This is a genomic window from Acinetobacter sp. 5862 (assembly GCF_024494585.1).
In the GTDB taxonomy this organism is placed as follows: Bacteria; Pseudomonadota; Gammaproteobacteria; order Pseudomonadales; family Moraxellaceae; genus Acinetobacter.
The window spans coordinates 1-13219 of sequence record NZ_JANHGP010000069.1; the positions used below are offsets into that span (position 1 = coordinate 1).

Annotated in this window: 10 protein-coding genes and 3 pseudogenes; 9 read left to right on the forward strand and 4 right to left on the reverse strand. The window is 36.7% G+C overall.

Annotated elements, in window-relative coordinates; all coding sequences use genetic code 11:
* The first annotated feature begins 248 nt into the window (after positions 1 to 248).
* The 7 genes and pseudogenes from NO346_RS13865 (at position 249) to NO346_RS13890 (ending at position 8826) form a co-directional block, all read left to right on the forward strand.
* Entirely contained in the window at positions 249 to 2453 is a 2205-nt protein-coding gene (locus NO346_RS13865; protein WP_256415522.1) for an OsmC domain/YcaO domain-containing protein, read from the forward strand.
* A 70-nt stretch (positions 2454 to 2523) separates the two neighbouring features.
* Positions 2524 to 2595 (forward strand): annotated as a pseudogene (locus NO346_RS14965) (type 1 glutamine amidotransferase domain-containing protein); the annotation flags it as partial.
* A gap of 165 nt (positions 2596 to 2760) precedes the next feature.
* Positions 2761 to 4893, forward strand: a complete 2133-nt coding sequence (locus tag NO346_RS13870) for a TonB-dependent siderophore receptor (protein ID WP_256415523.1) — start codon at positions 2761 to 2763, stop codon at positions 4891 to 4893.
* 388 nt (positions 4894 to 5281) lie between these two features.
* Positions 5282 to 6274, forward strand: a complete 993-nt coding sequence (locus NO346_RS13875; RefSeq protein WP_256415524.1) for a DUF1852 domain-containing protein — start codon at positions 5282 to 5284, stop codon at positions 6272 to 6274.
* A gap of 30 nt (positions 6275 to 6304) precedes the next feature.
* A complete protein-coding gene (locus NO346_RS13880) occupies positions 6305 to 7333 on the forward strand; it encodes a methionine synthase (RefSeq protein WP_005160145.1) in 1029 nt (342 codons plus the stop codon).
* Positions 7334 to 7482: 149 nt separating this feature from the next.
* A complete protein-coding gene (locus tag NO346_RS13885; protein ID WP_005160147.1) occupies positions 7483 to 7974 on the forward strand; it encodes a flavin reductase in 492 nt (163 codons plus the stop codon).
* A 51-nt stretch (positions 7975 to 8025) separates the two neighbouring features.
* Positions 8026 to 8826, forward strand: coding sequence for a sulfite exporter TauE/SafE family protein (locus NO346_RS13890; RefSeq protein WP_256415525.1), 801 nt, complete (start codon positions 8026 to 8028; stop codon positions 8824 to 8826).
* Between the two features lie 103 nt (positions 8827 to 8929).
* Here NO346_RS13890 and NO346_RS13895 read toward each other — a convergent pair whose 3' ends face one another.
* Positions 8930 to 9628, reverse strand: coding sequence for a DUF1826 domain-containing protein (locus NO346_RS13895; RefSeq protein ID WP_256415526.1), 699 nt, complete (start codon positions 9626 to 9628; stop codon positions 8930 to 8932).
* Between the two features lie 277 nt (positions 9629 to 9905).
* Between NO346_RS13895 and NO346_RS13900 the strand changes: the two genes are divergently transcribed.
* Both NO346_RS13900 and NO346_RS13905 read left to right on the forward strand, forming a co-directional pair.
* Positions 9906 to 11237 carry a type II toxin-antitoxin system HipA family toxin gene (locus tag NO346_RS13900; protein WP_256415527.1) on the forward strand — a complete coding sequence of 444 codons (1332 nt, stop codon included), beginning with the start codon at positions 9906 to 9908 and terminating at the stop codon, positions 11235 to 11237.
* The gene (locus NO346_RS13905; RefSeq protein WP_256415528.1) at positions 11234 to 11542 is read left to right on the forward strand and encodes a helix-turn-helix domain-containing protein; all 309 of its coding nucleotides are present in this window, start codon (positions 11234 to 11236) and stop codon (positions 11540 to 11542) included. Before NO346_RS13900 ends, NO346_RS13905 begins: the two co-directional genes overlap by 4 nt.
* A gap of 77 nt (positions 11543 to 11619) precedes the next feature.
* On the opposite strand, the pseudogene NO346_RS13910 reads toward NO346_RS13905, so the two are convergent.
* From NO346_RS13910 to NO346_RS13920, 3 genes and pseudogenes are all read right to left on the reverse strand, one after another.
* A pseudogene (locus NO346_RS13910) lies at positions 11620 to 11854 on the reverse strand (VF530 family DNA-binding protein).
* Between the two features lie 215 nt (positions 11855 to 12069).
* A pseudogene (locus tag NO346_RS13915) lies at positions 12070 to 12192 on the reverse strand (helix-turn-helix domain-containing protein); the annotation flags it as partial.
* Between the two features lie 261 nt (positions 12193 to 12453).
* Positions 12454 to 13200 carry a TenA family transcriptional regulator gene (locus NO346_RS13920; protein ID WP_005160172.1) on the reverse strand — a complete coding sequence of 249 codons (747 nt, stop codon included), beginning with the start codon at positions 13198 to 13200 and terminating at the stop codon, positions 12454 to 12456.
* Positions 13201 to 13219 lie beyond the last annotated feature (19 nt).

The following is a 13219-nucleotide window of genomic DNA, read 5'->3' on the forward strand; positions in this document are numbered from 1 at the left end:
ATGTTTAATTCGTCTGATCACAGATACTTTATAAAGCATTTTAATACTTTTTTGAATCTGTCAATGCGTAAGTCCTAAAATACTTCTATAATAGCGCCCATTATGACTAGAGTCCGTTTTTTGTTCAGATGAATGAATGACTCTAGCTACTCTTTTTAAATCAATTTCTTATCCGCGATTCGGGTTATTGATCAATATTTGAAATTTTATGTGTCAGTGCTGACACATAAGAATATTTAGGTGCCAGCATGGAAATCAAGGTTAATTATCTCGACAATCTTCGACAAGAAGCCAAGTTCGATGATTTTACAGTTATCGCTGACCAACCCATTCGTTACAAAGGTGATGGTTCTGCACCAGGTCCATTTGACTACTTTTTAGCATCATCAGCATTATGTGCAGCTTACTTCGTTAAAGTATATTGTGCAGCTCGTGATATTCCGACCGATAATATTCGTTTGTCACAAAACAATATTGTTGATCCAGAAAACCGTTATAAACAAATTTTCAAAATTCAAGTTGAACTACCCGCTGATATTTCTGAAAAAGACCGTCAAGGTATCTTACGCTCTATTGATCGTTGTACCGTTAAAAAAGTAATTCAAACGGGTCCTGAATTTATCATTGAAGAAGTTGAAAGTATTGATGCGGATGCGCAAGCACTGTTGATGCCAAGTCTGACTTCAGAAAGCAGCACTTATATCGCAGGGAAAGATTTACCACTAGAAGAAACCATTGCCAACATGTCTAGTATTTTGGCAAATCTAGGAATGAAGATCGAAATTGCATCTTGGCGTAATATTGTTCCAAATGTTTGGTCTTTACATATCCGTGATGCACAATCACCAATGTGCTTTACTAATGGTAAAGGTTCTACCAAAGAAAGTGCTTTAGCATCAGCTTTAGGTGAGTTCATTGAACGTTTGAACTGTAACTTTTTCTATAATGATCAGTTCTGGGGTGAAGAAATTGCCAATGCAGAATTTGTACATTATCCAGACGAAAAGTGGTTCAAACCGGGTCCGAAAGGTAAATTGCCAAAAGAAATTTTGGATGAATATTGCCTTGAAATTTACAACCCAGATAATGAATTACTGGGTACGCATTTATATGATACCAACTCAGGAAATACAGAGCGGGGTATTTGTTCGTTGCCATTTGTGCGTCAGTCAGATAAGGAGATTGTGTATTTCCCATCGAATCTGATTGAAAACTTGTACCTAAGTAATGGAATGAGTGCAGGTAATACTTTGGCTGAAGCACAAGTTCAATGTTTATCTGAGATTTTTGAGCGTGCTGTCAAACGTGAAATTTTAGAAGGTGAAATTACTTTACCTGATGTACCTCAAGAAGTATTAGCAAAATACCCAAGTATTGTGGCGGGCATCCAAGGTTTAGAAGAACAAGGTTTTCCTGTTTTAGTGAAAGATGCTTCTTTGGGCGGTGATTTCCCAGTGATGTGTGTGACACTGATGAACCCACGCACGGGAGGTGTATTTGCCTCATTCGGCGCACATCCAAGCTTTGAAATTGCGTTGGAACGTAGTCTAACCGAACTCTTACAAGGACGTAGTTTTGAAGGTTTAAATGACCTACCTCAACCAACCTTCCAAAGTGAAGCAGTCACTGAACCAAATAATTTTGTTGAACACTTTATTGACTCAAGTGGCTTAGTTTCATGGCGTTTCTTTAGTGCAAAATCAGACTATGACTTTGTCGAGTGGGATTTCACCAATGATGGTGAAAACTCAAATGAAGAAGAAGCGGCTGAATTGTTTGGCATTTTGGAAGAAATGGGCAAAGAAGTATATATGGCTGTCTATGAGCATTTAGGTGCAACAGCATGTCGTATCTTAGTTCCAGATTATTCTGAAATTTATTTGGTCGAAGATTTAATTTGGGATAACACTAATAAAGCGTTGGCATTCCGTGAAGACATTTTAAATCTGCATCGTTTGGATCAGACTCAACTTGAAGCTTTGGTCGAACGTTTAGAAGAATGTGAATTAGATGACTATACTGAAATCGCGACCTTGATTGGCATTGAGTTTGATGACAATACCGTGTGGGGACAGTTGACTATTCTTGAGCTCAAACTATTGATCTATATTGCATTAGAACAGTTTGAAGAAGCCAAAGAACTGGTTGAAACCTTCTTACAATACAATACCAATACCGTTGAACGTGGATTATTCTATCAATGCATGAACGTAGTACTTGAAGTATTGCTCGATGATGAGATGGAATTAGAAGACTATGAAACGAATTTCCGTCGTATGTTTGGTAACGAACGTATGGATGCAGTCATCGGATCTGTTGAAGGGAATGTTCGTTTCTATGGTCTCACACCAACAAGTATGAAACTTGAAGGGCTTGATCGCCATTTACGTTTGATTGATAGCTATAAGAAATTGCATCAAGCGCGTGCAAAGGCTGTCGGAGTAGCTGTATAAATACAAGCTAAACGTTGAACCTTTAAAAAGTGCATGTTGATCATGCACTTTTATATCGTTAGTCCACTGTTGGGAAGACTATGATGTAATTTATTACACGGGTGGGCACGGCGTGATGTGGGGTTTTTTAAATAATGCCGATTAAAAACATTTTGATCATATGCTCTGTCTCTACCTACGGTATACAGAACATTTAAAAATATTAGATAGATGGTGGAAAACATACTTGTTCAATCATAGAAAATTGTGAATACTCATGCCCGAAAATTTAGACTATAAGATTATCTTTCGGGGTTAGGCAATTACTGTGAAAACATATCCATTTACATTTTCTCGTTTACACAAAGCGTTACTGGCAGTTGGTTCATTTTCATGCCTAGGGCTAAGCTCAGTATTGGTACATGCTGAAGATGAAAATAAGGTATCCCAATTAGAAACAATCACAGTAAACGCCCAAGCAGCAGAAAGCGTATATTTTCAACCAAAGGTGAATTTATCTGGTTTTACTCAACAAAATATTGCTGAGATTCCTGCATCTATTCATGCAGTGACGGCTGAGCGAATTGCTGATCAACATGCGAAAACATTAACGGATGTTGTGAAAAATGATGCTGCGGTAGGTGATGGGTACGCCCCAATTGGCTATTACTCAAACTTTATGATGCGTGGTTTCGCACTGAACCTTGGTTCAAGCTACTTGCTCAATGGTAACTTACTTCGCGGTGAGCAAAATGTCGCACTTGAAAACAAAGAACAAGTCGAGATTTTAAAGGGTATAAGTGCCATTCAAAGTGGTATGTCAACACCTGCGGGTGTGGTTAATTATGTAAGCAAACGCCCTAAAGACATCCGTTCAATGACCGTTGATGCAGATAGTCATGGCGGTAATCGTATCGCAGCGGACTTTGGTGGATTTTTAGATGAGCAGCAATTGGGTTATCGAATAAATTTGGCGCATGAGGAAATCCATCCGTATGTAGAACATGCCAATGGTAAACGCTTATTTGGTTCTTTAGCATTAAACTGGAATATATCAGATCGTTCAAAATTAGAACTTGATATCGAATCACAGCGTCAACGTCAGCGTTCAGTACCTGGTTATCAGTTGCTTGATGGTAAAACCGTACCTACTGGCGTAGAGTGGGATCGTTTACTTGGCTATCAAAGTTGGAGCCAACCTGTCATTAACCAAAGTTTAAACACAGGCTTAAAATATAATTACCAAATCAATAAAGATTGGTCAGCAAATCTAAGTGCTTCTCAAAGTCGTGTTGTGGTGGATGATTATTCAGCGTTTGCCTATACCTTTGGTCAAAATGGTAACTATGATATTTATGACTTCCGCAGTCCTGATGACAGTTACCTGACCAATCAATTTAAAGCAGGCTTAAATGGTCAATTTAGTACAGGATCATGGCAACATAAGTTGAGTTTAGAATTATCACAAACTTATAAACGACATGCGCAATACGATGCGATTAACCAAGCTGTCGGTACAGGGAATATTTACACTGATACTGTGGACTTTGCTCCATCAGGCGCGGTTTTGGGCAATCACTACAAATCTTTAAACGGTCAGCAAACAGCATTAAATTTACTTGATCAAGTTGAATTTAATACAGCATGGTCAATTCTAGCAGGCGGAAAACTACTGCATTTAAATGAAGATGCTTATAATGCATCTGGTAATAATATTCGTGACACTAACTTTAATCGCTTTTTACCTCAATTTGCTGTGATGTATCAGCCTTGGGAAAAGACTCATATCTATGCTTCTTATGCCAAAGGATTAAGTGACGGCGGACAAGCACCGTGGTTTGCAAACAATCCTTCTGTGACATTAGCACCTAAACATTCAGCGCAATATGAATTGGGATTTAAGCAGCAGTGGCAAGATTTACTTTTTTCAGCTGCATTATTTGATTTAAAACAAGATAATCAACATACCAATACTTCAAATGATTTCGTAAAAGATGGTGAACAACATAACCTCGGCTTAGAACTTGGTCTACAAGGGCGTATTGGTCAAAACCTAGATATGACATCGACTTTGGCACTGACCCGTTCACGCTTAAAAGACATACAATCATCTGAATATGATGGTCATCAAACTCAAAATGTACCAACTGTACGTTTGGCGAGTTATATCTCATACCAAGTTCCCCAAGTTGAAGGATTACGTTTACTCGCTGGCATACAATACAGTAGCAGTAAATATGCCAATAAAATAGGCAGCGTAAAAGTTCCAAGCTACACAATTTTTAATACTGGTGCAGCTTATAACTTTAAAGCTAATGGCTATGAAAACACGTTAAGATTCAATGTTGATAATCTATTTAATAAAAAATATTGGCGAGATGTCGGTAGCTTCTTTGGTGATGATTATTTATTTCTTGGTACACCACGGACAGCACAATTGTCTTGGACGGTGAATTTTTAAATCCAATTCACTGATATGAATAAAGACGATCTGACTTAAAATTAGATCGTCTTTTTTACGAGATTCTGCTATTGGATTAATAAAATTCAAGTTTTTATATCGTTGTAAACAAAAAATAGAAACGAAACATTGTATGTCATCATCTAAAGAATAATTCCAAATTACAAACACGTCCTTATAGCAATAATTCAATCAATATCCTGATAGTTTTTCAGCTCATGATGAAGCTCGTTCAGGTTAGAGCACTGAAACCCATAAAAACACACAACAATGAATTTTATTCATCTTTTGGTTAGATTAAATCATTTTTATTCATGTGATGATTCGAGTATAAATTACAACATAAAGAAGTTTACGGTTTATCGCAAAAATTAGGATACCAATCATCATGAGTAAAGAGTTTGCATGTTCAATTAAACGCATTCGTTTTGATGAAAACTATCAACCAGCGGATAGCACACGTCTAACGACTAATTTTGCCAACTTAGCACGCGGTGAAAGTCGAGAGCAGAATCTTCGTAATACACTTCGAATGATTAATAATCGTTTCAATGCTTTAGCACAAACTGATAATCCGAATGGTGACCGTTATTCACTTGAAATCGATATTATTTCTGCAGATTTAGATATTGAAGGTAATGGTAAAACTTTTCCAATCATTGAAATGCTGAAAAGCACCATTACCGATCACCATACCAATCAACGTATTGAAGGCATGATTGGCAATAGTTTCTCGTCTTATGTACGTGATTATGATTTTAGTGTGGTACTGAAAGAACATAATAAAGAGAACTCAACTTCGTATGCACCCGAAGGTTTCGGTGATTTACACGGTAAGCTTTATCAATATTTAGTAAATTCAGATACTTTTAAGGCTGAATTTAATCAACAACCTGTCATTTGTTTAAGTGTTTCAACAGCGAGGACTTATCAGCGTACTGTTAATGAGCATTCAGTTTTAGGTGTTGAATATAAGCAAGATCAATATTCACGTACAGATGAATATTTCCATAAAATGGGCTTACAGGTTCGCTTCTTCATGCCGAAAGGAAGTGTTGCGCCTTTAGCATTCTATTTTGCGGGTGATTTATTACGTGATTACACCGATTTTGAACTGATTAGCGCAATTAGCACGATGGAAACTTTCCAAAAGATCTACCGTCCTGAAATTTACAATGCAAATTCTTCAGCAGCACAAGTGTATCAAGCAAGTTTAGAGTATCCAGATTACTCATTAACACGAATCGTTTACGACCGTGTAGAGCGTGGTCAATTGGCAGTAAAACAAGGTAAATGGACGGAAGAAAACTTTATCAAACCTTATCAAAACATCCTTGAACAATGGTCTGCTAACTACACCCTACAAAGTAACGCTGCTTAATTTACCTGAAATAGAGATAGAAGATTTAAAATGGCAATTTTATTACCAACATCAACGGCTGGCAGCTTACCGAAACCTTCATGGCTTGCAGAACCTGAAAAACTTTGGTCACCTTGGAAATTAGAGGGTGAGGCATTAATCGAAGCGAAGCAAGATGCTCTGCGTTTATCTCTACAAGAACAGATCCATGCGGGAATTGATATTGTGAGCGATGGTGAGCAAACTCGCCAACATTTTGTCACCACATTTATCGAGCATCTTGATGGTGTAGATTTTGAAAAGCGTGAAACAGTTCGTATCCGTAATCGTTATGATGCAAGTGTTCCATCTGTAGTCGGTGCAGTCTCTCGCCAAAAGCCAGTTTTCGTGGAAGATGCCAAGTTTTTACGTAGCCAAACAACACAACCAATCAAATGGGCGCTTCCAGGTCCAATGACTATGATTGATACGTTATATGATGGTCACTATAAAAGCCGTGAAAAACTGGCTTGGGAATTTGCCAAAATTTTGAACCAAGAAGCACTTGAATTAGAAGCTGCGGGTGTCGACATTATCCAATTTGATGAACCTGCATTTAATGTGTTCTTTGATGAAGTGAATGATTGGGGTGTTGCAACCTTAGAAAGAGCGCTTGAAGGTCTTAAATGTGAGACTGCGGTTCATATTTGCTATGGCTATGGCATCAAAGCCAATACAGATTGGAAAAAGACTTTGGGTTCAGAGTGGCGTCAATATGAAGAAGCTTTCCCTAAGCTTCAAAAGTCTAAAATTGATATCGTTTCACTTGAATGCCAAAACTCTCGTGTACCAATGGATCTCATCGAACTGATCCGTGGCAAAAAAGTCATGGTTGGTGCGATTGATGTTGCAACCAATAATATTGAAACAGCGGATGAGGTTGCAGATACGCTACGCAAAGCGCTTCAGTTTGTCGATGCCGATAAACTTTATCCATCTACTAACTGTGGAATGGCGCCTTTATCTCGTGAAGTAGCACGCGGCAAGCTGAATGCCTTAAGTGCAGGTGCAGAAATTATCCGAAAAGAGCTCGCCGTTTAGTATTTAGCAATTAGGAAATATCGAATGGGCTACTTATTAATTTAGTTAGCAGCCCATTCGGTTTGAAATGATTTAGATGTGCAAATGTGACGTAAGTGTGTTAGGTCTTAATCTAAAGAAAAGCTACAGTTCAATTTAGGAATCAGATGATGATTGAAGCAAATGACTTTAGAAATGCGATGTCTTTACTGACAAGTGCAGTGAATGTGGTGACTACAGCGGGAGCATCTGGTCGTCATGGATTTACCGCATCTGCTGTATGTAGCGTTACGGATACACCTCCGACATTATTGGTGTGTATGAATACAGCATCTAGGTCACATGCACATTTTATTGAAAATGAAACTTTAACTGTGAATGTTCTAGGCGCGCAACATCAGCATATTTCTAATGTGTTTTCCTCTAAGTTGACGTCTGAAGAGCGGTTTAAACATGGAACTTGGACTAAATTAAAAACAGGTGCACCTGTTTTAGAGGATGCTCTTGTCAGTTTTGATTGTCAGATTGAACAAATTCAGGAAGTAGGAACACATACTATTTTTATTTGCCGTACAGTTGCTATTCAAAAAAGTCAGCATGAACATAGTCTGGTGTATTTTAATCGTGCGTATCACCAAGTAGGTGAGACTGAAGTTGCTTGAACCAACATTCGCTATTCATCTAATATTAACCTTCAATCAAGTAAGTATGTCGTGGAATTAATCATTTTTTTAGCTATAGGTACATTAGCGGGATTCGCTGCTGGACTTTTTGGTGTAGGTGGTGGGCTGATCATTGTACCGCTTTTATATGTTGTCTTTACACAAATGGGCTATGATCCTGAAGTTGTGATGCATCTTGCTTTGGGGACTTCATTAGCCACGATTATTGTGACGTCTATCAGCTCATTAATGGCGCATAATAAAAATGGTGCAGTCATTTGGACTGTATTCAAAAATCTGACTCCTGGTTTAGTCATTGGGTCATTTTTTGGTGCGGGTATTGCAGGATTACTATCAAGGGAACACTTACAACTGATTATTGGTGTTTTTGTGATTTGGGTTGCATACCAAATGTTTATTGGAGCCAAAAAAGTAATAGATCAGAATAAAGTCCTTCCATCAACGACTAAACAGGTGTTCGCAGGTACAGGAATAGGCATAGCATCAGCAATTTTTGGTATTGGTGGAGGTAGTCTAACCGTACCTTATTTAAATCATCACGGTGTAGTCATGCAAAAAGCAGTTGGAACATCTGCTGCATGTGGCTTACCTATCGCAATCGCAGGTGCGCTAGGATTTATGTTATTTGGTATGAAAGAACAAATAAATGTTCCGAATAGCATTGGTTTTGTTCATGTTTATGCATTTCTGGGTATCAGTGCGATGAGCTTTTTCACTGCAAAGGTAGGTGCCAAAGTGGCACATGCTTTATCACCGCAAATGTTAAAAAAATGCTTTGCTGTACTACTGTTGTTTGTCGGATGTTTTTTCCTGTTTAAAGGGATATTTTAGAATTAAGTGAATCTCTTTCTGGCTAGTAAAAGCCCATCATTTATGGGCTTTTATGTACTAGAATTTAATAGATTTATTTTTTAACCATTTGAAATATAAATAATTAACAAATTAAGAGTAGTCTATATTCGCCTTCATTTTCAATAGGTGCTCTATGAACACAAGGTAAAACGTGCTGCATCGGGTGATCAACTGCTAGACGCCAAAGATGTCCTAAACCTAAGTTTAAAGGTCTTGCATCAGGAAGCGGCTGGTAATGTAAATCGAAGAAATAATCTTGTAGAAAACTTTCAAATTCAGCTTCTGAGCCATGATGTAATTCTTTCAGTTTCTCTCTGATTTCGGGAATCAAAACTTTTTGCTTAACTTGATTGCTTGGCAAAATTTCACTTGCTGCGCCGTAATAAGTACATAAAAAAGTATCAGTTGGGATAGGGGAACGATCAACATGAAATGAATACACATCAGTTGAAATAAAATTTAACTCATCATCACGTTCGTAATTTTGAATTAAGTTAAGGGTAGGTGAAGCTCCGAAATCACTTAATAGCTGCATATCTTTTAAGATGATTTCTCTTGCTAAATGACCTTGTTCGGAAAGTTGCAAAGCCAATAAATCATCAACCGAAACCTCAGTGATATTTTCCTTTAGTTCAAGCTGTTTTACGATTTCTTGAAAATCTCCATTCAGGTTTCTATACCAACAAATCGCATTTCTATCTCCTTGAAAATTAGAACTGACAAGTTCGGAGAAACTAGAAACCACGCTAATTTGCTTGTGGTTAGAAAATGCATTCTTCATAAAAAGAAGTTTATCAAAAAGAAAATATGTTTAATGATACACAGTTCGATCACGTTAACAACGATAGATCGAATAGTATTTTTCAAACATTTAATTTTTCATACCTTATAACAACGAAATAAAGGGTTTTAAATAGACACTGAGAAAGTTATTTTCCACAGATCGTTATGAGCAAACTTATGCTCAAAAACTTGCTTAAAAAATAATTATGCGCAAATATATTCACAAATATAAAAAAATAGAGTATTTTTGAGAAAATAATTGCTCATTTACATCAATGAAAAAATTAACAATACAGGCGTTACTTGATCAAAGTTGGTTTGATATTGCTGAACTTACGCTATTAGAACCGAAACTAGGCTCAGCAAGTGCTAGTGAATTAGCTTACGAGTTAGAATACGCAATCCATAATTTGGATAAAAGAGATGAGCATGCCTGTAGTTTATCACTACCTGTACAAATACTTATAAAACATGAATCTAAGTCATGGTTTGGTTTTTTAGATGATATTGTTCCATCTGGTGCTGCGCGCCGTTATTGGGTGAATTTTCTAGGTCTACAAAGACTAACGCATGCTGAGCAAGATAGTATTTTATTAGAAAAAGGTGGCATCGCACCCGTAGGCAACTTGAGAATTAAAGAAGCTCTGCCAGTAATCAATCCTGACTCCACTCTACATTTACGTTATTTTAGTCAAAGTGATGTTGCTGATCGAAATGTAGATTTTCTTGAATATGCACAGCAAATGGGGGCAATTAGTGGTGGTGCAACGGGAGCAGGTGGTGAAGCTCCAAAATTACTAATTCGTGCTACAAAAGATCAAAATATTTGGATTGATACTTATCAACAAAACTTTGATCAACCTGATCAACACTATCTAGTTAAATTTCCTCGGAATAATCGTGCTGAGATAGACTGTAATATTCTCAGAGCAGAATACTATTACTATCAAGAGCTTAAAGAGTTGGGTTTCAATACGATTGAAACAACAGAAATGAAGCTGATTGAAGGTGAAAAATATCCATCTTTATGGCTGCCAAGATTTGATGTCGAATGGCACAATCAAAAATGGCATCGTCATGGGCTTGAATCTGTTTATTCTGTACTAAATAAAGCTTCAGGTAGTCATCTCAATCATTTTGACGTGATTGAGAATCTATGTAAGTTACTGATATCTATTGATTCCGAATTTGATTCTACACAATTCATTTGTGAATGGTTACAAAGAGACTTATTGAATATTATTTTTGGTAATTCTGATAATCATGGACGAAATACTTCATTTCTAAAAAAATCTGGCAAAATTTCGCTTGCTCCAATTTATGATTTCGCTCCAATGAAAGCTGACCCAGAGGTTGTTACACGGTCAACAACTTGGGGAAGTCCTTATGAGGAAGGAGGAGAATATCGATGGGAGCAAATTACTCAAAAGCTAGCACATTTATGCGATCCGAATTTGTCTCTAACGACATTAAAATCTTTGGCAACTAATCTTGTTGGGCTAAAACAAAGACTAATAGATAAAGGTGTACCAAAACAAATTGTGGAGATGCCAGCGCTTTCATTCCACTATGTTGAAGCTAAATTAGAAAGATGGGAACTATTATGAATATAAAAAATCAGACTCAAGATCGTCAACAAGTTCTTATTGATCTATATATGCAGTACTTATTGAATGAAATTACATTGGGGCAATTATTGGCGTATTTACGAAAAAACATTCTGAGTATGTCTCAGGAACAATATGCAAATTTAGTCGGTATAAGTCGCAGGACATTAACTGATATTGAGCAAGACAAAGGAAAACTTACTCAATCTGTTTTAGACAAGGTTTTTAAACCACTTGGATTGAAAGCAGGACTTGTACCAACTCATGAGCACATTGTGAGAAAGGTTATTAAACCATTAGAATGAGATAAATGGTAAAGTCTAACTCTATGTAACAAAGCTGTGTAGCCTAAATTAAAATGCTGGGGCTAGGGTTTTGATATCTAAGATTTCTGTTTGGCTTTTTGGCGTAAGACACAAATATAAGCTTTCTACTTTTTCACGTGCCCATGGTGTGGTACGCAAGAATCGCAATGATGATTTAACACTTGGATCTATGCAAAAACATCTAATTTCAATTTTACGGCTTAAGCCTTCAAAGCCACCGTAGTAATCCAATAATTCATCCAAAATGTCAGCAAGTTTTTTGCCGTGTAGAGGGTCATTGGAGACGTTCATAATAGAGCAACAATATTTTGGAAGACCATTATTATAACCTAGGCTAGTTAAAAATGAGAGGGTTGGAATTTGAACGTAATTAAAATTGAAATCACTTAAGTTATTGAATAGTAGTTAAGGAGTGGAAAAGATGAAGTTATTGTTAGGTGTATCTTATTTAACATAATATACATTATGCGCAATTATTATAACATTAGTTAGATAGTCTATTTTCTTTATTTTGGCATTCTATAGTTATTTGGCGTCATATTTGTCCACTTTTTAAAAGCACGTGAAAAATGAGAAATATCTGCATAGCCTAGATGCTTATCGATTTGGTTCAACGACAAAAATTGCTGTAATTCTGCTTTAGAAGTTCTTTATTAAATATTAAATGATATTGATCAGCACCAAACTTTTATTGCCTACCATGTCCTATATATAAAGAACGAGAAAAAATTTTTATTCGTTTTGAAGAATACATAGTTAATCTAGACAACTTAACCCGCCACTGGAGTTCCCTAAATTAAAGAATTTCTACGATAAAATGAATTCAGTTTAAAAAATTAAATAAAACTGCTACTTAGTACTCCAACTAAATAGCAGTTTATTCAGTATTTTTAATTATTATTTTGTAACTTGTAACACTCATCTAAAGCCAGCTCATAATAAGCCAAGCCTTCTTTCGCTGCTAAAAAAGCTTTTCTCTGAGAAACTGGATCTTTGTCGCATAATCTCTTAATCAGCTCCATCGCCTCATAAGGATGTAGATCATCATAGTGTGCATGAGCTCTTAACCATGCCAATGATCTTTTATTAATATTTACTTCTGGTGTTTCTGTATAAGCTTGTATTCCTTTATAAACATGAATGGTCCAATCGCCTGTCGCCCACTCTATTGCTAAATTTGTTGCAGCAATACTCTCCGCTAAACTTCCCCTAAAATTTACATCCCATAAAAAATGATTGATTGCATTCATTGCTACTGGTGGTCTAACTTCATTCAACATTTCAGTCGTTATGCCAAAACCCTTCGCCCAATCTTGATACCAATGTAAATGTCTTTCTTCAACTTTGATATTTTGAATTAACCAATCTCTAGTCTCAGTTACACCATCTAAAGAAAAAGCCGTCGCTTTAGCCAAAGCACCTGCCATATATGATGGAAAATGAGCAACCAAAGGGTAAAAATTTAATAATGCTGACCGAAAGCATTCTAAATTTAGGCTACCGCTTGCCATATCTAAAAATAAAGGGTGTTTGCTTACTCGTTCTTTTGCAGGAACAAGTTCATCCCAAAATTGTTGTGCCCATTCTGAGTGAGGTGTTATTTCTAGTTTTGTTCCATATTGCTTCATAACAGTCATTTCGATCCATCCTATTTCG

Coding starts and splice junctions, on each gene's coding strand:
- NO346_RS13895 (WP_256415526.1), bottom strand. CDS start 9,628: ATGAAGAATGCATTTTCTAACCACAAGCAAATTAGCGTGGTTTCTAGT.
- NO346_RS13865 (WP_256415522.1), top strand. CDS start 249: ATGGAAATCAAGGTTAATTATCTCGACAATCTTCGACAAGAAGCCAAG.
- NO346_RS13875 (WP_256415524.1), top strand. CDS start 5,282: ATGAGTAAAGAGTTTGCATGTTCAATTAAACGCATTCGTTTTGATGAA.
- NO346_RS13920 (WP_005160172.1), bottom strand. CDS start 13,200: ATGACTGTTATGAAGCAATATGGAACAAAACTAGAAATAACACCTCAC.
- NO346_RS13905 (WP_256415528.1), top strand. CDS start 11,234: ATGAATATAAAAAATCAGACTCAAGATCGTCAACAAGTTCTTATTGAT.
- NO346_RS13900 (WP_256415527.1), top strand. CDS start 9,906: ATGAAAAAATTAACAATACAGGCGTTACTTGATCAAAGTTGGTTTGAT.
- NO346_RS13880 (WP_005160145.1), top strand. CDS start 6,305: ATGGCAATTTTATTACCAACATCAACGGCTGGCAGCTTACCGAAACCT.
- NO346_RS13885 (WP_005160147.1), top strand. CDS start 7,483: ATGATTGAAGCAAATGACTTTAGAAATGCGATGTCTTTACTGACAAGT.